At 41.7% G+C, this 18,045-nt stretch carries 18 protein-coding genes; 17 read left to right on the forward strand and 1 reads right to left on the reverse strand.

All coding sequences use genetic code 11. The features are described from left to right. The 14 genes from AB5542_RS19040 to AB5542_RS19105 all read left to right on the forward strand — a co-directional run. A partial coding sequence (locus AB5542_RS19040; protein ID WP_368243340.1) for a DUF362 domain-containing protein occupies window positions 1–690 on the forward strand: 690 nt, incomplete at its 5' end. A gap of 11 nt (window positions 691–701) precedes the next feature. Next, window positions 702–1,214, forward strand: coding sequence for an ECF transporter S component (locus tag AB5542_RS19045; RefSeq protein WP_279039672.1), 513 nt, complete (start codon window positions 702–704; stop codon window positions 1,212–1,214). Window positions 1,215–1,217: 3 nt separating this feature from the next. Beyond that, a complete protein-coding gene (locus AB5542_RS19050) occupies window positions 1,218–1,409 on the forward strand; it encodes a twin-arginine translocase TatA/TatE family subunit (RefSeq protein WP_183312882.1) in 192 nt (63 codons plus the stop codon). A 1-nt stretch (window position 1,410) separates the two neighbouring features. Then, window positions 1,411–2,199: a twin-arginine translocase subunit TatC gene (gene tatC, locus AB5542_RS19055; protein ID WP_279039667.1), complete on the forward strand. Its 789-nt coding sequence runs from the start codon at window positions 1,411–1,413 to the stop codon at window positions 2,197–2,199. Window positions 2,200–2,326: 127 nt separating this feature from the next. Next, window positions 2,327–2,653, forward strand: a complete 327-nt coding sequence (locus AB5542_RS19060; RefSeq protein ID WP_118304803.1) for a DUF6922 domain-containing protein — start codon at window positions 2,327–2,329, stop codon at window positions 2,651–2,653. Next, on the forward strand, window positions 2,608–3,273 hold the full coding sequence (locus AB5542_RS19065; protein ID WP_118304802.1) for a nucleotidyl transferase AbiEii/AbiGii toxin family protein: 666 nt from the start codon (window positions 2,608–2,610) through the stop codon (window positions 3,271–3,273). The genes AB5542_RS19060 and AB5542_RS19065 overlap by 46 nt, the downstream gene beginning before the upstream one ends. Before the next feature lie 212 nt (window positions 3,274–3,485). Next, a complete protein-coding gene (locus tag AB5542_RS19070) occupies window positions 3,486–4,031 on the forward strand; it encodes an RNA polymerase sigma factor (protein ID WP_279039664.1) in 546 nt (181 codons plus the stop codon). A gap of 192 nt (window positions 4,032–4,223) precedes the next feature. After that, window positions 4,224–5,408 carry a FecR family protein gene (locus AB5542_RS19075; RefSeq protein WP_279039663.1) on the forward strand — a complete coding sequence of 395 codons (1,185 nt, stop codon included), beginning with the start codon at window positions 4,224–4,226 and terminating at the stop codon, window positions 5,406–5,408. Window positions 5,409–5,495: 87 nt separating this feature from the next. Beyond that, on the forward strand, window positions 5,496–8,906 hold the full coding sequence (locus AB5542_RS19080) for a SusC/RagA family TonB-linked outer membrane protein (RefSeq protein ID WP_279039662.1): 3,411 nt from the start codon (window positions 5,496–5,498) through the stop codon (window positions 8,904–8,906). 11 nt (window positions 8,907–8,917) lie between these two features. After that, on the forward strand, window positions 8,918–10,414 hold the full coding sequence (locus AB5542_RS19085) for a RagB/SusD family nutrient uptake outer membrane protein (RefSeq protein WP_279039660.1): 1,497 nt from the start codon (window positions 8,918–8,920) through the stop codon (window positions 10,412–10,414). 20 nt (window positions 10,415–10,434) lie between these two features. Further along, window positions 10,435–11,172 (forward strand): DUF4843 domain-containing protein, encoded by a 738-nt coding sequence (locus AB5542_RS19090; RefSeq protein WP_279039658.1) that lies wholly within the window; start codon window positions 10,435–10,437, stop codon window positions 11,170–11,172. 43 nt (window positions 11,173–11,215) lie between these two features. Further along, entirely contained in the window at window positions 11,216–12,793 is a 1,578-nt protein-coding gene (locus AB5542_RS19095; RefSeq protein ID WP_279039656.1) for a PKD-like family lipoprotein, read from the forward strand. A 12-nt stretch (window positions 12,794–12,805) separates the two neighbouring features. Continuing rightward, window positions 12,806–13,807 (forward strand): hypothetical protein, encoded by a 1,002-nt coding sequence (locus AB5542_RS19100; protein ID WP_279039654.1) that lies wholly within the window; start codon window positions 12,806–12,808, stop codon window positions 13,805–13,807. Between the two features lie 60 nt (window positions 13,808–13,867). After that, on the forward strand, window positions 13,868–14,905 hold the full coding sequence (locus tag AB5542_RS19105) for a TlpA disulfide reductase family protein (RefSeq protein ID WP_279039653.1): 1,038 nt from the start codon (window positions 13,868–13,870) through the stop codon (window positions 14,903–14,905). A gap of 83 nt (window positions 14,906–14,988) precedes the next feature. On the opposite strand, the gene AB5542_RS19110 is transcribed toward AB5542_RS19105, so the two are convergent. Then, window positions 14,989–15,486, reverse strand: a complete 498-nt coding sequence (locus tag AB5542_RS19110; RefSeq protein WP_140402589.1) for a hypothetical protein — start codon at window positions 15,484–15,486, stop codon at window positions 14,989–14,991. Between the two features lie 224 nt (window positions 15,487–15,710). On the opposite strand from AB5542_RS19110, the gene AB5542_RS19115 reads away from it, so the two are divergent. The 3 genes from AB5542_RS19115 to AB5542_RS19125 form a co-directional block, all read left to right on the forward strand. Next, window positions 15,711–16,268, forward strand: coding sequence for an RNA polymerase sigma-70 factor (locus AB5542_RS19115; protein ID WP_270543165.1), 558 nt, complete (start codon window positions 15,711–15,713; stop codon window positions 16,266–16,268). A 289-nt stretch (window positions 16,269–16,557) separates the two neighbouring features. After that, window positions 16,558–17,727 (forward strand): FecR family protein, encoded by a 1,170-nt coding sequence (locus tag AB5542_RS19120; RefSeq protein ID WP_279039650.1) that lies wholly within the window; start codon window positions 16,558–16,560, stop codon window positions 17,725–17,727. A 96-nt stretch (window positions 17,728–17,823) separates the two neighbouring features. Next, the coding region (locus AB5542_RS19125; RefSeq protein WP_368243344.1) for a hypothetical protein at window positions 17,824–18,045 on the forward strand (222 nt) is incomplete at its 3' end.

Consider the following 18,045-nt stretch of genomic DNA (forward strand, 5'->3'; position numbering starts at 1 on the left):
ATCGTGGAATGTAACACGGCTTATGGGGGCGGACGTGCCGATACCGAGAATCATTTGAAAGCGGCTAAAGATCATGGGTTCACTGCCATTGCTCCGGTAGACATAATGGATGCGGAGGGAGAAGTGGCACTTCCCGTGAAGGGGGGTAAGCATTTGAAAGAGGATTTTGTCGGTTCGCATTACTTGAACTATGATTTCACGGTTGTTCTTTCACATTTTAAAGGTCATGCGATGGGTGGTTTCGGTGGAGCTATCAAGAACATATCCATTGGTATTGCATCCTCTGCCGGAAAAGCTTGGATTCATTCCGCCGGGAAAACGAAAGGCAACCCGTGGGGTAATTTGCCCCCACAGGATGATTTTCTGGAATCTATGGCCGAGGCCGCAAAGGCAATCATAGACCATTGTGGGGACAAGATTTTGTATATCAGCGTGGCGAATAATCTTTCCGTGGATTGCGATTGTGATTCTTCCCCGGAAGATCCCAAGATGGGAGACATCGGTATTCTGGCTTCTCTTGATCCGGTTGCTTTGGACAAGGCCTGTACGGATTTGGTTCGGGCTTCTGAAGATCATGGAAAGATTCATCTGATTGAGCGTATTGATTCCCGTAATGGAATGCACACGTTGGAATATGGCGAAAAGATCGGTTTGGGAAGTCAGAAGTATGAATTGGTGAAATTGGATTAAAATATAAGAGTATGAGAACGACGACAGTAAAACTTTATTCATTGGAATATAATCAGTTGAGGACCTATTGGGCTGTGACTTTATTCGTGGCGGGTAATATGATCCTGCCGCAGTTGTGTCACCTGGTTCCGCAGGGTGGTATTCGCTGGTTACCGATTTATTTCTTTACCCTCGTGGGGGCTTATAAATACGGTTGGAAGGTGGGTTTATTGACGGCACTAGTTTCTCCGTTGGTAAATTCGGCTCTTTTCGGGATGCCCGCGGTGGCCGTGTTGCCTGCCGTGTTGTTGAAATCGGTGTTATTGGCCGTGGCTGCCGGGTATGCGGCAACCCGTTTTCGGCAGGCCTCTTTGGTATTACTCGTGGGAGTGGTACTTTTTTACCAGATCGTGGGGACGTTAGGCGAGTGGATGCTGGAAGGTAGTTTTTATGTTGCCTTACAGGATTTTCGTATCGGGTTACCCGGAATGTTGATGCAGGTTTTGGGTGGTTGGCTATTTATTAACCATATAATTCGTAAATAGAGTATGATGAATTCATTATTTATTGGCAGTGTCGGTATGCCGGAAGTGCTGCTTATCGTGTTAGTCGTGTTACTGTTATTCGGTGGCAAGAAGATTCCTGAATTGATGAGAGGAATTGGCAAGGGCATACATTCTTTCAAAGAAGGAATGAACGGGGTGGAGAAAGAAATTACTTCAGAAGAGAAAAAAGAGTAGTATGGAACAAGTCGGTAAGTCTGAGAATCAGAGTTTTTGGGAACACCTGGACGTGCTACGGGCCTCGTTGGTGAAGATTGCCTTCGTGACCGTGGCTTTTGGTGTTGTAGCGTTCTTTTTCAAAGATGAGTTGTTTGCTGTTATATTAGCGCCCAAGGAGGCAGATTTTATTACTTACCGGCTTTTATTTTCGCTTAGTGGATGGATGACGGGTGCCGAATCCCCGGACTTTTTCGTGAAATTGATCAATACCGGGTTGGCGGAACAGTTCCTGATCCACATGAAAGTGGCGATGTGTATGGGGATTTTATGTGCCTCTCCTTATATTTTGTACCAATTATTCCGTTTCGTGTCCCCGGCTCTCTACTCTAACGAGCGCAAGTATGTTGTGAGAGTGGTGGGGAGCGGGTATGTCATGTTTATGCTGGGTGTCCTGCTTAGCTATTTTCTTATCTTTCCGTTAACTTTTCGTTTCTTGGGAACTTATCAGGTAAGTAGTGACGTGGAGAATATGATCGCGTTGCAATCGTATATCAGTACCTTGATTTTGATGAGTCTTGCCATGGGAATCGTCTTCGAGATACCTATACTTTCGTGGTTATTTGCCAAGCTGGGATTTATCTCTGCCGATTTTATGAAACGCTATCGACGTCATGCCGTGGTAATTATTCTTATCGTGGCTGCTGTTATAACCCCGACATCAGATATATTCACGTTGTCATTGGTGGCATTGCCGATGTGGTTGTTGTACGAGGTGAGTATTTGGATTGTGAAACGTACTGTTCGGTAAATATGAAAAGTATTATTTTGTCTTAAAAGATGATTTCCTGAAGAACGAGGCTGATAAAAGATACCTGAAAAATTGTATGTCCCAACGAAATGTAGTAAATTTGTATATCATTAAAAATGAATGATAAATGACTATATTTGATGAATATAAGACATATACGGGCGAAGTTTCAATTTCTCCATCTTTACTTTGGGAATATGATTTGTCTTGTTTTGACTGGTGGAAATCAAGAAAGATTGTGGTTCAACGTGTCATCGAAAGAGGATGGCTGAAGGATTTCTATGCGGCATTCAAATTATACGGGGGAATAGAAGGATTCAGGGAAATCATAAAGGAGGTTCCGAGCTTGTCTCCACGAGATATGAATTTCGTTTGTGTTGTCTTTAATTTGAAAAAAGAAGAATTGAAATGTTATACACGGAAACTGTTACGAGATCGACTCTTGAACTCCTGAAAAAATTGGAAGCAGAAAGAATGATGGTCGGTTTTAACTTGGCAGGAGGCACCTCTTTATCTCTATATTTAGGACATAGACTGAGTTTGGATTTAGATCTTTTCACTCCGGAATCTTTTGATGCAGTTCAATTGGAACAATTCTTGAAAGAGGAATATGGATTTCGTACAGATTTTATGGAAAAAAATACTCTGAAAGGTACGATAGATGGTGTAAAAATAGATTGTATTACCCATTCTTATGACTATCTTGAGAATCCATACATTGAATCCGGTATAAGGTTGTATAGTATGGAAGACGTTATTGCCATGAAGCTTTCTGCTATTGCTGACAATGGATCACGATTAAAGGATTTTATTGATATCGCTTTCCTCTCTACTCGTTTCCCTTTCAGTTCAATGTTGAAAATGTATGAACGTAAATTTCCAAACTCAAATGTCATAAGACCTTTTAAGGCTATTACCTATTTTGATGATATTGATTTTGAGGAGGATATTATCATGGTGAATGGAGAATATGATTGGAGGTCGATCGAAAAGAGATTGATTGAGATGACCAAAATTCAAGATAAAACTTTCGAAGCGTTTCCATTTCCTAAAAAGAATATAAAAAATAGGTGATGGTAAGAATTTTTTTTATTGATCTATAATTTTGATTTTGAACCGAATAAAACATATAAGGTGATATTAAATATCGATAACTGATCTGTGTTAGAGAATATAGGTGGTAATTGTGTTATTTACATATGTTACTTCTATGAATATTAATTTATTTGGTTTTTGAAAATCATTTTATACTTTTACACGGGTAATGTGTGTAAAAGTATAAAGTTATGGCTTTTGTTGAACAGGATAAAGAAAGGACTTTCACGATGGTTTTCGATAAGAATTACGAGGCCCTGTGTTTGTACGCCGTAAAGTTTACCGAGGATTTTTTGGAGGCGGAGGATATCGTGCAGGAGGCGTTTGTACGTTTTTGGGAAATGTATCGAGATCGTTTGACCACGGAAAATGCCCGGCCTTTATTGTATCGGATGACACGAAATATGTGTGTGGATCGTGTCCGGGAGAAACCCAAAAGCGTTGTGGATGTGGAATTAATGACAGATCAATTGATCTATTATTTTCAGCCGGAATCAGAAGATGATTCTAAGATTGATTTGTTGATGAAAGCCGTTAAAAATTTGCCTGTTAAATGTCAGCAAGTACTTGTTGCGATCTGTTTCAATGAAAAAAAATACAAGGACGTGGCAGAGGAAATGCAAGTCTCTGTTAATACCGTTAAGACCCAACTGGCGAGGGCTTTGAAGTTGTTAAGGGAAAATTTGAACAGAGAGGATTTCGAGTTATTTCTTACTTTTTTTGTATTTTCTTACTAATTCTTTTCACCCATTTTTCGTTTTTTCCGTTGTATTAATAAACGATCCTTTAATAATAGTTAGAATTTAGCTGTATTAACAGCTATTATTCAACAATTCAAATCTCTTTTTTCACTCGTAATCAGTTCATTGTAAAAAAGTCTTTTTCCCCACGTTTCTTTCTCAATAATTGATCATTTATTTAGATTTTATATGAACCAAAATTGGGAAGAAATTGTATGGAGGGCCTTACGGAACGAGTGTTCATCGGAAGAGCTGATGAAGTTACAGGAGTGGCGTAATGAGACTCCCGAAAATGAACAGATGTACGAGGATATAAAGGGAATTGCAGGGATGGGAAACTTTTTGAAGGGGATTGATTCCTTGCACAAGGAAAATGCTTTGGAGAATATTCTGAAAAGAACAAGGCAGAGATCATTGGGGTATTCTCGACTTCTGAAATATGTGGCGGTATTTCTTTTACCCTTGTTGTTAGGTGGCACGTTATTTTATTTTCTCAAGTTTAAACAACAAGTTGGTGAAAAACTTCCTGTATCTGTGGCTAAACAGATCCTACCGGGAGGACCTAAGGCGATTCTTTACCTTTCAGATGGTCAAGTGATTGATTTGAACCGGACCATTGATTCGGTTATCGTGGATAAACATTCAGGACAGGAAATTACGTTATCAAAGGATATAAACGCCTTGAATTATAGTGGTGTGACAGGGAATACAGCTCAAACAAAAGAATTAGCATACAATCGAATCGAGGTTCCGAGGGGAGGCGAGTATATGTTGGTGTTATCTGACGGAACAAAAGTGTGGCTAAATTCAGAAACCCGCTTGGAGTATCCGCTTACATTCGGAGAGTATAGCCGGGATGTACGTTTAAGCGGAGAGGCCTATTTTGAGGTGACAAAGGATGAGGTAAGGCATTTTAATGTCATCATGGAGGGGGCGACAATCGAGGTCACGGGAACCTCTTTTAACGCATCTTGTTACCCGGGAGAAGGACAATGCAGGGCCGTGTTGGAAAGTGGTAAGATCAATTTAAGAACAGATCATGGGGTGACTGCAGTTGACGTGGGCGAGTGTGCCTCTTATGATATTGTTTCGAGTAAAGTGACCGTGGAGGCCGTTGACTTGAAATACTTCACCTCGTGGCGATACGGTACATTTTATTTTTACAACACGCCCTTATCAGAGATCGTGCAGAAGTTGGGACGCTGGTATGACGTGAATTTTAAATTTGCTGATGAATCCTTGCGAGACGTGTGTTTCTCTGGGGCGGCACTACGAAGTAAATCGATTGATTTTATGTTAGAATTGTTGGCTACTACGCAATCATTGAACTTTGATATACAGGGTGATGGAACAATCATGATATATAAAAAATAAAAGAGGAAGAATTGGTCCTCTTCCCCTTTTCTATTTAGCTAAATCTCTCCGGCAAGAGAGAATTAATAATTAATGGTACACAAATCTATGAAAAAAAAATCAAAAGATGGCACATCCCGGTGCGGGAAAGTGACATGCAAATTTTGGAAAGTTATGCGATTGCAGCTATTAATGATTTTTGTGACGCTATTTCAGTTACATGCTGAAAATAGTTACACGCAGCAAAAGGTGAGTATCCTGTTCAAGGATGCCGCGATCGAGGAGGTTATCAAGGCGGTCGAGGCTCAATCCGGTTACGTGGTGGTGTATAACAATACACTGTTGAAGACAGTAAAACGGGTTACCGTGACTTTACGGAATGTGAATGCCGTGGAGGCTTTGAACGAGGCTTTAAAAGGGAGTGGTTTACATTGTAAGTTGGTAGAAGATTTCTTGGTAATCGCCAAGGATAACGTGAAAACGGCTCCGGAAGATGATAAGGGGAGAAAGATTGAGGGAAAGGTGACGGATAAGGATAAAATGCCACTTCCGGGAGTAACCGTGCTGGTAAAGGGTACGAAATTGGGTGTGGTGACTGATACGGCCGGCAAATTCCAGTTAACATTACCACTAGAGAAAGAGGTAACCTTACAATTCTCTTTTATTGGAATGAAGGCTCAAGAAGTGAAAATTAAGGATTATAAACCGCTTTCAATTGTGTTGGAAGAAGAGGCAACAGAGGTCGAAGAGGTCGTTGTGAATGGTATTTTTCAACGGAAAGCGGGAAGTTTTACCGGTTCAGCTTTGACGATGAAAGGGGAGGATTTGAAAAGAGTAAGTAACTCGAACGTGTTTGCCAGTTTGAAAAATTTGGACCCGTCATTGATGATTTTTGATAATTTAGAATTTGGTTCTGACCCTAATAAGATGCCGACGATGGCTTTGCGAGGTAAAACAGCTTTTGATTTAGGATCGGATGATATTGATTTGAAGGGAAGTTATGCAAATGATCCGAACGCACCTTTGTTTATTTTGGACGGTTTTGAGGCCTCTGTTCAGAAAATTGCCGATTTGGATATGAATCGTGTGGAGTCGTTGACGATTTTGAAGGATGCCTCGGCAAAAGCTATTTATGGTTCCAAGGCGGCTAACGGTGTGATTGTAATCGAGACTAAAAAGAATACCGAATCTTCATTGCGAATCTCGTATAGCGGAAGCGTGGAAATTCAAGCTCCCGATCTTTCTTCTTACAACCTGACGAATGCGGCGGAAAAGTTGGAGATAGAGAAAGATGCCGGATTGTATTACGATAAAAATCTTTCGACCTTATTCAATTTGCAAAAGGATTACAATAAAAAGCTGGCGGCAGTTGTGTCAGGTATTGATACGGATTGGTTATCAAAACCATTGCGTAATGGTGTTGGGACGAAACATGGTATTTCTTTCGAGATGGGAAATGAACGGTTGAATTTGATTGTCGGGTTTAGTTATAATAATGTTCAAGGAACAATGAAGGGTTCCGACCGTACGAATTACGAGGGTAGTGTGTCTATTTCATATCGTTACAAAGGACTGAATTTCCGAGATAATTTAACGATTACATCCAACGTGGCAAATGATTCACCTTACGGGGCTTTCAGCGAGTATGCGGTTTTGAATCCTTATCTTTCTCCGTATGATGAAAAGGGAAATTTGGTACAAAATGCCAGTATCATTCCCGGGGCGGATAATTTTGAGGCAAACCCCTTGTATAATGCCTCTTTGAATACGAAGTTAACAAGTAAGTATCTTGACGTGACGAATAATTTCAGTGTGGAGTGGATGATCGTGATGGGGTGGAAAGTAACGGGACGTTTTGGAATCACGGAGAAAAGAGTACGGGCAGATGAGTTCTATCCAGCGAACCATCTGAAGTTCAGAAGTTATTCGGGAGAAGATTTGTTCCGAAAAGGAAGTTACCAGATGAATGAAGGGGAAGAGAAACGGATGAGCGGTGACGTCAACATGCAGTTCTCGCAACAATTTGGAGATAAACATTACGTGTTTGCCAATGCCGGCTTTACTTTGTCGGAGGCTTATTACGAGGAGTTGATTTATAAGGCAGAAGGTTTCCCGCATGACCGGATGAACGATATGATGTTTGCCCGTCAATACGTGAAGGATACCAAACCGACGGGGCGTGAGTCCACAATTCGGGATATTGCCGTGTTGTTTGCCGGTAACTATGCCTATGATGATAGGTTTCTTGTGGATGGTTCTTTCCGGACGAGTGCTTCCAGCCAATATGGAAAGAATAACCGTTGGGGACAATTCTGGAGTGTCGGTGTGGGGTGGAACATACATAATGAGGTGTGGTTGAAAGACTCTAAAATACAGCAATTGAAATTGAGAGGTTCTGTCGGGTATACCGGAGCGCAAAGTAGCGAGGCCTACGCATCTTTGGCTACTTATGAATATGATTTGGAACGGGTGTACATGGGATTTCTGGGGTCGAAGTTGAAGGCGATGCGGAATGAAGATTTGAAGTGGAAGGAGAAGTTTGATTATAATGTGGGTTTGGATTTTAATATCGGACGTTTGTTCAGTATGAAGTTTGATTATTATATCGGAAAGACAAAAAATAATTTATTGGATTTTGACATTCCGACATACACGGGTTTTAAAACGGTAAAAGAAAATGTGGGTGACGTGGAGAATAAAGGATTTGACCTGCGGTTGAGTATAACTCCGTGGAATATGCCTCGGGAACGAGCCTATTTCACAATTACCACGGCTATTTCCCGAAACAAGAATAAGATAACGGGAGTATCGGCTGCTATGCAAAATTATAATGACAAGCAGGATGAGGTTGCAAGTAGTGTTTTCTATAACAAACCGGTGCAAAAGTATTATGACGGGGTTTCTTTGGATGCAATTTGGGCGGTTCGCTCTTTAGGGATAGACCCGACGAATGGGCAGGAGATCTATTTAGATAAGAAGGGGAACCGAACTTACACTTACCGGGTGTCTGATCAGGTCGTTTGTGGAGACAAGTTACCAGATTTCCAAGGAACAGCCGGGTTCATGTTTAGTTATAAGGGGATTGAATTGAATGCGACTTTTCGTTTTCAGTACGGGGCGCAAATGTATAACCAGACGTTGGTAGATAAAGTGGAGAATGCCTCGTTGAAAGGGAATGTGGATAAACGCGTGTACGATGGTCGTTGGCGTAATCCCGGAGACTTGAAACCGTATAAAACCTTGGGAAACCAATGGGTTGCAGAGGAGGGGGAGTACAAGGATGAAAAAACGCAGGCTACCTCCCGTTTCGTGCAGGATCGGAATGAATTGAGTCTCTCTTCTTTGAGGGTGGGGTATGATTTCTGGAAACATAATTTTATCAAAAAAGTCGCCATGGAGCGTTTGAGAGTAGAATTCTACATGAATGATGTATTTATGTTATCGTCGATTAAGACGGAAAGAGGTACGGCTTATCCTTTTGCAAGATCGTTCAATTTTGCTATACAAGCTACATTTTAACACTAATGATTATGAAGAAAGTACGTGATATATTTTGTGTTTTACTGTTACTCTGCACGACAATGTCTTGCGAGAATTGGTTGGATGTGGACCCGAAGACAGAAATCAAATCCGAATTGATGTTTCAATCGGTGAGCGGGTTCAAGGATGCCTTGATGGGGGTTTACTTGACATTACGTGATCCGGAATTGTACGGAAAGGAAGCCACGTGGGGTTTTGTGGATGCTATCGGGCAACAAACGGATATTCAGGATCAGGCAGCCGCTTATTATAATGCCAGTCGTTATAATTATTCCCAGACTTCGGGAGTTTCAGATGCTCTTTGGGCCAAGGCTTTCAACGCTATTGTGAATCTGAATAATATGTTGGAAAATTTAGATGAACAACAGAATTTGTTTACCCCGGCAACTTATGGGGTGTTGAAAGGGGAAGCCTTGGGATTGAGGGCATTCTTGCATTTTGATTTGGTGCGCTTGTTCGGTTGGGGTAATTTGGCGAAGAAACCGGAAAATTTGGAGAAATTGTGTATGCCATACATGACAAAATATGATAAGGTTTTGACGAAACAATTGACTGTTGGTGAAGTTTTGGCTCATATTGAAGAGGATTTATTGGCATCGATAGAATTGTTGAATAATAGTGATCCTTACGGTTTGGCTCCCAAGTCGGATGATTATGATTTACCAAACGAAGATAAATTTTTCGATAATCGTGAAAAACGTTTTAATTATTGGGCGGCAGTTTGCACGTTGACCCGTGTATATATGTGGATGGGACGAAAAGGGGAAGCCTTGACGTTGGCGACATCTTTTATTGACAAGGGCGGTCGGACTTCTTGGATTGATTCGTACACGATCGACGCTTACTATGAAAAGGATCGGGATTTGACTTTTTCCAGAGAACATGTATTTGCCTTGGATATTGCAGAGCTTTTCGAGAGCGTTAAACATTATATTGATCCCAATGCAAACAAGCCTAACCGGAATGCCGATTTGTTATATCATTCTAGCGAACGGGCCAATAAATTGTTTGAGGCTGTTAATGGTGTAAGCACGGATTATCGTTATAAACGGTGGTACAATAAGGTGAATGATTATTTTGACGGCTGGGCTTTCTATAAGTACTGGGAGGTCGAGGAATACTCGCATGGAAGCGTGTTACCTCTAATTCGGAAACCGGAGATGTATTACATGGCGGCGGAATGTTTGTTGGAAACCGGTAACGATGCCGATCGGATAAAAGCGATCGAGTATCTTAACACGGTGAGGGACAACCGGGGAATTGCAAAACTCGGTAATGACATGACGGCAGGAACCGTGCAAGACGAGATCACGAAGGAGTATCAGCGTGAATTTATAGGGGAAGGTCAGTTGTTTTATTACTATAAACGGTTGGGATTCGAGAAGATTCCTTACTCGACCAAGCCGGGTAACGATGCGGTTTACGTGGTTCCGTTACCCTCTGGAGATGTCGGCTTGGGTGGAATGGAAGATTACAAGAAAAAATAACGGATTAAAAGAGTATGTGTATGAGACAGATGATAATTAGGTTAATGATAGCGGCATTGGCAATAAGTTTGTGGGTGTCGTGTGATCAGGAGAAGACCATAATGTACCAGCAAGAGGCCGGAGTGCGGTTTATGTATCAAGCTGAGGATGAATATAGTTTCGTGGATAATTACGGGGAGACGGTACATTTGTATTATATCACGGTTGCGACAACGGGAGATTCTGTTGATTATGAACGAAAGGTGTCGATTGCCGTGGTCGAAAATGATACGAATTACGTGAACACGGCTCGTCCGGAACAATATAAATTGTTGGAAGGTGTGGTGCCTGCCGGGTCTTTCTCTGGTGAGGTTCCGGTGGAAATTCATTGTACACCGGATATGAGTGACAGTAGTTTTGTGGTAAATATAAAATTGGTTCCCAATGAAGACTTCCCACTTGCCGGTTTTGATAATCGTTATTTCGAGTTGTCGATGACGAATCAGTTGGTTAAGCCCAAGAATTGGGGTAATCTTGCTTTTTATTTTGGTCAACAATTTTCTATAAGTTGGTACCGTTTTATTCTGAACGTGTTGAATGTATCATACATTCCTTATCCTTCAGCTCAGGAGGGGGATGAAAAGTGGAGTTATAATCAGTTATTGGCTAATGCCGGGAAGGTAAAGGCTGCATTGCTCCAGTATAACCGGGAACATCCCAATGATCCTTTGCGGCATGAAGATGGGGATTACGCGGGTGATGAGGTAAAAATGCCTTAACGGGATTTTATAGAGTGATGTTTAATTCAGTAAAGAAGAAACAATGAAAAGAGTATCGATATTTTTATTATTATACATGGCTTTCGTGGAAATATCTTGTTACGAGGATCATTCTGCCAAAGATTTTAAAATCGTAAAGCCTATCGTGATCGAATTTGCCGGGGCGGAAACAGCCGTGAAGATTTTTCAATTTGATACGTTGGAGATTAACCCGATTATTTACAAGAACGGGGTGTCCGACGAGAATTTGACGTACGAATGGAAGATTCAGGGGAACGAGTATCCTGAGACCGTATTATCGAATAAAATGACTTTCCGTGAGCCTATTTCGGCTGCACCGAATAGTACCGCGTATGATCTGATTCTGACGGTTACGGATAAGACTACTGATATTCAGGAATTTTCCCGAATATCAGTGACGGTTGAAAGTTCTTTGGGTGAAGGGTTGTTGGTTGCCGATACACGGGATGGGGAGACTGGAGATGTGTCATTGATTATGTCTATGAATTTTACCCGTGGTTTGTTGGAAAAGAATACTCGGTTTTATCGGAATGTTTATTCTTCCGTGAATCAACATAACCTGAACGGTTTGGTAAAAGATATGCAATCGTTCGTGAAATCTGATTCCCGGACACTGACGATCTTGACAGATAAGGATATTTACCGGGTTGATCCATTCGAGTTTGCGGATTGGGAAATGAATAACGACCTTTTCTTCGTGCCGATTGACGGGGATTTCCGGCCCAAGAATATGATGGTGTGGGATTATTGGGGAGTTGAATTCTTAAATGTGAATGGGAAGGTGTATCCAAGAAATTCATCTTGGGGTAATTTGTATTACAATTTTTATATGTACACTCCTGATCTGGCCGATTATGATGTAAGCCAGATGATCGTCTGCGGGACGTATTACTATGCTGTACCTTATGCTTTTGACGAAAATAAGAATCGATTCCTTCAGGTCAATAGTCGTTATGATGGTTTTCTTCAATTCAGGGAACAGAATCCAGGCTTGCTGTTTGACGTGAATAACGTGGGAGCGTATGACGCTATATACATGGGAGAGGGTGAAAATGCCCAGTTAATGACAGTTTTCAAAGCTGAAAAAGGAAATGATTATTGGCTGGCTGCCATGCAGACCAAAGAGGAAGATACTGGAAGTAATTTACCGAAGGGGCGTTATGTTTTGACGAACTGTCCCGGAATAAACGAAGCCGTGGGTTTTGCTGCATCTCCGATCTCGACAGATTTTTATTATGCAACAAAAGATCAGATATACACGATAGCCTTGGGTGATTCCCAGAATGTGACAGCGGAGAGCCGTTATATTGTGGATAGAGAAAGAGACGGGGAAATTACTTCTCTAACGATGTGGCGGGGGGAATATGGTCGGATGAATGTGAGTAGTGAGACGAGTTCTACCGGGATGACCACGCAAAATGCTCAATACCGGATGTTGATTATTACGACTTATAAAGAATCAACCGGAGAGGGGAAAGTGCTAACAATTCCTATTGTCAAACTGACGAGTGGAACTCTGGAACCTAATCGTGAGATTCACGGAAGATATGAGGGATTTGGCCGGATTACGAAAGTGGCCTATAATAAAGTGGGTAATTAAAATAAGCGATTTATGAGAACAATATTAAGAAATATGATCTGCCTGTTATTACTGACAATGGGGTGGGTGGCTTGTAATGATGACGATGATAATATCGAGGTAGGGGTACGCCCGATTAATCCGGTTCGGGTGAACGAAATTACCGGACATAACGATCATTGGGGGGATTACACGTTGAAAATTCAATACGTGAATGATAAGTTGGAAAATATGAGTCGTTATGATAAAAACGGTTATCGAAAAGGGGGACTTTCGGTGACGAAAGAACAAGGTGTTATTACTTATGCCGTGAATGATTACGTGTATAACGTGGATGCCGATTCTATTGCTCGTTTGGATTTGTGGTTGAAAGGAAAATATGGGGCGGGGAATTATTCTTTGGAAGATAGTATTCCCGTGATAGCAAGAACTTTGTACAAAGTGGATGTGACTCTTGATGAAGAGAGTATGGTTACACAGCAAGTATTTAGTTATTATATTCCTAAAACTGATTTCGGGTTGGGCGATGATTTTGATAATACCTATACACTGGATTATAAGGAGACTTTTATTTATGAGTACGGAGAAGGTACTTCTATTGTAAATGTCCGTTCATTTTATGATACATTTGCTCCGGATGATGCTAAAAATTATGAAACTCGTACACTTTATAAATATGAATATGTGTATGATGGAAAGCGAATCGTGACGAATCGGATTTATCAGGTGAATAATCACAGTGAATTGAGTTGGGATTTACTAAATGAGCGTGGGTACGCGTATTCCGGTGGTTCTTTGATCTCTGTGAAAGGTGACGGGTATTTGTTGGAAAAAAATTATAGTGACACCCGGACATTGTCGTTGAATTTGAATGGAGAAATGACTTCTTATGCGTTGGATGAATATGGTTTCCTTGTTAAAAGTGACAATGGTAAGGGAGAGGTGATGAATATAACTTATGAACCCGGAAACGGTAATTTTTATCATTTGTATCGTTTGGATCGGGAGCAGGAAGGATTTCCGGTTATAAAATAGTGATGAATGTGGTTTCGAGGAGTCGCTTGCGACTCCTTTTTTACTTGTAAATGAGAAAATATGACGAATTATTTGAAATGCTTGATATTGCTTTTGTTCGTGGGAAATCTGACTATTGCGGGGGAGAAAAAGGTTCGTTGCGTGATTCATGGCGAGTTGATCGGTATGGAGGCAAAAGAAGTACTTTTAGTGGATGCCACGGTGGATTCCCGTTACCACGGGACGTACGTTCCGGTAGAGGATGGACGTTTTAAATACGTGTTGGAATTACCGCACGTGGAGGGTTACAAATTGATCTTTGTAACTAAGAATCCGAGAGTGTGGTACACCGTCCCGTTTATCGTCGAGAACGGGAAATTGCATATCACGGTGAATGTCGATAAGAGCTACGAGATACGGGGAGGAATTTTTAATGATAGATACCGGAAATACCAAGAGTTGCAACAACAGGAGATCGGCTGGAAACGTTTTTCTTTCATGCATAGATTCTGTGCGGGGCAATGGGATGAGTTGTACTATTTCCTCGTGGTGGACGAATTGCAACGGCGTCAGGTGTATCAGGCGGAGTTGGATGATGAATTGGAAAATGCTTATCACGTGTTGGCAGAAAAATTCGCATCCAGTAAATATACCTGTTTGGGAAAGATGTTAATCGACGGTTTTCATTCCGTGAAACCGGGTGGGCACTACGTGGAATTTGAGGCTCCGGATTTGGAGGGGCGTGTGGTAAATGTTTCGGAGGTGATCAATGGGAAAATTGCGATCATTGATTTATGGGCCTCATGGTGTATGCCTTGCCGGGCAAAGGCGAAAATGATGATCCCGATTTACGAGAAGTATAAGGATAAAGGTTTCGAGATTGTCGGTGTTGCTAGGGAATTCAAGAATACCGAGCGGATGAAGCAGGCTATAGTTAAGGATAAATACCCTTGGTTGCAACTGGTCGAGCTGGATGATGGGCAGAAATTGTGGACCCGTTATATGTTGGGAAATGCCGGGGGCGGGGTCTTTCTGGTCGATCGGGACGGGACGATTCTTGCCGTGAATCCGAAACCGGAAGAGGTGCGGAAGATTTTAGAGCAAAAATTGGGGGAGTAGAGGATTTCTATTCATAAATAAAGCCGAATCATTTCTGCTAACGAGAAAATGGTTCGGCTTTATGATTTGATCAATATATGGGATTACTTGTGTTTGTCACAACCGCCGCAACCTTTACATTCGTGGTCTTCATTCACGGTAGCAGGGTCGCCGTGGCCGCCTCTTTGTCCGCCACGTTTATCCATCATCTCTTTCCGGCGTTTTTCCATTTCTTGTTTTCTCTTTTCCAGATTAGTCAAATAAGTTTTATATTGCTCTTCTGTCAAGATTTTCTTTAGGGAAAGGTTTTGCTGGTCTTCCATCTTTTTCATGTTGACCATCACGGAATCTCGTTGTCCTTGATATTTTTTCATGAGTTCCTCTCTCTTCTTGAGGTTTTCGGTAAACAAATCTTTCACCTGTTTTTCTTGTTGCTCGTTGAGTTTCAACTCGGTTTTCATTTGTTCAACCTGTTTCTTTACCATTTCTTCGGGGTTCATGTGACCTCTTTGCCCGCGATGTTGTGGGCCGTGTTGTTGTGCGCTTACTCCTAATGCCATGAAAAGAAAAAGCGACGAGATAATTAGGGTTACTGTTTTCATACTTTGTTTTATTAACGTTTGTAATGGCATGGAATTTAGAATTTTAAGTGGTCGATAAATTTCATGCGTTTTAAAAATGCATTTACATTTAAGACAAAACGGGAGAGAAAAGGTTTATTGCCGGGGCTCTCTATTTTTATATCTCGTTCTGAAATAAAAGTTTTATCTTTGTAAACGGTTGGGAAGGATAAAAGTTAGATCGAGTAGTTTTAAATAATATCAATTTGGGTGATAAAGAGCTAGATATTATCATTGATTTTTCTCAAGGGGACGAGAAGGCTTTCCGTGTCTTGTATGACAAGTTTGCGGTCGCATTACGTTATTTTGCTGCGAAGTACTTGAACGAGGACACGATGATTGATGATGTCGTGCAGGATGCTTTTGTCGATTTATGGGAGAAGAGAGCTGATTTCCGGGGGGAATATGCCGTGAAGGCTTATTTGTATAAAGCCGTGCGGAATGACTGTCTCAATTTGATGCGCCATCAGCAGGTGGAGGATAAATATGCTAGGCGGGTGGTAACAGAGGGGGAGGATTCCGAGTCATTTCTGGATCGGATTTTGGAGTCGGAGATATTTCAAACCCTATTGGATGTCTTCAACGAATTACCCCCGGCGTGTAAAGAAGTTTACCAGATGAGCCTCGACGGGAAAAGTCATGAGGAGATTGCGCAAGCGTTGAATATCTCGGTCAACACGGTCAAAAAGCATAAGAATAATGCCAATCATTATATGAGGGAACGGTTGAAAAACGTTCTTTCTTTACTTACCTGGATTTCTTGAATACTTACTAATACTAAGGCTTTACTACTGTAATACTAGGGTTTAACTACCAAACGGGCGTTACAAGACTTATTCTTTAACCTTTCCTCGTCCTTCCAGAACGGCGATGAAAGGGCGATGAAAGGGAGATAGAAGGGCGATGGGGTATTATAACCTTGTGAAAAGGGTTACTTAACCCTTGAAATAAGGTATGATTAGAAAAATATTTTGATTCGAGTAAAAAATAATTGGTTTTTGTATTACACCAAATGAATGTTTGCGTGCTTTAGTATAAAATGAATATCAGAATATGGAGATTCAGAATAATGACCGGATAAAACAATTGGTCGTCCGTTACGTGAAAGGAGAGTTAAGCGAGGGGGAAATGGACGAGCTAGAGCGTTGGAGAGACGAGCGAGCGGAACATGAAGAGTTGTTCCGTAACGTGGTTTCCATGGAACGATTGGAGAGCGGGATTCGTCGTTTCGTGAAGACCCCGGAGCAGCAAGAACTGGAATGGAACCGGATTTTAAGCCGGACAGTACGGAAGAAACGATCTTCTCGGAAAATGTTGTGGATGCGTTATGCAGCCTTGTTTATTTTGCCTTTGTTGGTAGGTGGGATCGTGTATCTTTCGTGGGATAGTACTCGGGAAGTGAAGTCGGAGAAAACTTCTTCACGGATTGTTCCCGGAGCATCCATGGCAGAATTGGTGTTGCCTGACGGTACGAAAGTGATGTTGGATCGGGAAATGAACAGGGCTTTGGAAGAGGGCGTGAGAAATAGCGGTGATACGTTGAATTACACGGAGGTTGTTTCCGGTGGGCTACAAGATTCCTGCGAGATATATCATACACTGCGTGTTCCTCGCGGGGGAGAATATACTTTGGTGTTAGCTGACGGAACAACGGTTTATCTGAATGCCGAATCGGAATTGAGATTCCCGAAACAATTCAGGGGAAAGAAGCGGAAAGTGTACTTGACGGGAGAGGGATATTTTGACGTGCAACGTAACGAGAAACAGCCTTTTATTGTCGAGGCGCAGCAGGTGGCGATTCGGGTGTTGGGAACTTCGTTCGGGGTACGGGCCTACACGAGGGAGGTGAATGTGTTGACGACTTTGGTACAGGGACGGGTGAACGTGGAGGCTGACGGGCAACAAGTGGAGTTGAATCCCGGGCAGCAAGCTGACTTTAATCGAGAAAATGACCGGTTAACCGTGGCCGAGGTTGATGTTGAACAATATGTCGGTTGGAAGGATGGCCGTTTGGTATTTGATAACAAGCCCTTGGAATTTATTTTGGAGGAATTGGGCCGCTGGTATTCGTTCGATGTGTTTTATACGAACAAGGAGTTGAAAGAAATTCCTTACTCGTTGAACATCAAGAAACATGAGGATATTGCTCACGTGCTGAAATTTATCGAACGAACCGGGAAAGTGAAGTTTGAAGTGAATAAAAACATGATTATTGTGAAATAAACAAAGAGCCGTGCTGCAAACACTGCTCCTTGTCAAACTCGTTCAATCCTGCTGCAAACAGGAATTGAATTATTGTAGAATCTTAATTACAAAGTTATGAAAAAAAATCTTTATGCCTGCATGGACAGGCATAGAAAAGTAATGAAGCTTATTTTAATGATGAAAGCGACGTTTATTTTATCGGTTTTGTTTGCGCTGCAAGTGCATGCCGGGGTTTATTCCCAGCAGGTACGGTTGAGCATGAACTTGGAGAAGGCTACGATCAAACAAGTTATCGGGGAGATCAAGCGGAACACGGAATTCAGTTTCGTGTATAGC

Source organism: Butyricimonas sp. RTP31003st1_G1_RTP31003_210430 (assembly GCF_040920905.1).
In the GTDB taxonomy this organism is placed as follows: domain Bacteria; phylum Bacteroidota; class Bacteroidia; order Bacteroidales; family Marinifilaceae; genus Butyricimonas; species Butyricimonas paravirosa.

Coding starts and splice junctions, on each gene's coding strand:
- AB5542_RS19120 (WP_279039650.1), top strand. CDS start 16,558: ATGGAGATTCAGAATAATGACCGGATAAAACAATTGGTCGTCCGTTAC.
- AB5542_RS19090 (WP_279039658.1), top strand. CDS start 10,435: ATGAGACAGATGATAATTAGGTTAATGATAGCGGCATTGGCAATAAGT.
- AB5542_RS19100 (WP_279039654.1), top strand. CDS start 12,806: ATGAGAACAATATTAAGAAATATGATCTGCCTGTTATTACTGACAATG.
- AB5542_RS19075 (WP_279039663.1), top strand. CDS start 4,224: ATGAACCAAAATTGGGAAGAAATTGTATGGAGGGCCTTACGGAACGAG.
- AB5542_RS19070 (WP_279039664.1), top strand. CDS start 3,486: ATGGCTTTTGTTGAACAGGATAAAGAAAGGACTTTCACGATGGTTTTC.
- AB5542_RS19050 (WP_183312882.1), top strand. CDS start 1,218: ATGATGAATTCATTATTTATTGGCAGTGTCGGTATGCCGGAAGTGCTG.
- AB5542_RS19045 (WP_279039672.1), top strand. CDS start 702: ATGAGAACGACGACAGTAAAACTTTATTCATTGGAATATAATCAGTTG.
- AB5542_RS19105 (WP_279039653.1), top strand. CDS start 13,868: ATGACGAATTATTTGAAATGCTTGATATTGCTTTTGTTCGTGGGAAAT.
- AB5542_RS19085 (WP_279039660.1), top strand. CDS start 8,918: ATGAAGAAAGTACGTGATATATTTTGTGTTTTACTGTTACTCTGCACG.
- AB5542_RS19110 (WP_140402589.1), bottom strand. CDS start 15,486: ATGAAAACAGTAACCCTAATTATCTCGTCGCTTTTTCTTTTCATGGCA.
- AB5542_RS19080 (WP_279039662.1), top strand. CDS start 5,496: ATGAAAAAAAAATCAAAAGATGGCACATCCCGGTGCGGGAAAGTGACA.
- AB5542_RS19095 (WP_279039656.1), top strand. CDS start 11,216: ATGAAAAGAGTATCGATATTTTTATTATTATACATGGCTTTCGTGGAA.
- AB5542_RS19060 (WP_118304803.1), top strand. CDS start 2,327: ATGACTATATTTGATGAATATAAGACATATACGGGCGAAGTTTCAATT.
- tatC (WP_279039667.1), top strand. CDS start 1,411: ATGGAACAAGTCGGTAAGTCTGAGAATCAGAGTTTTTGGGAACACCTG.
- AB5542_RS19065 (WP_118304802.1), top strand. CDS start 2,608: ATGTTATACACGGAAACTGTTACGAGATCGACTCTTGAACTCCTGAAA.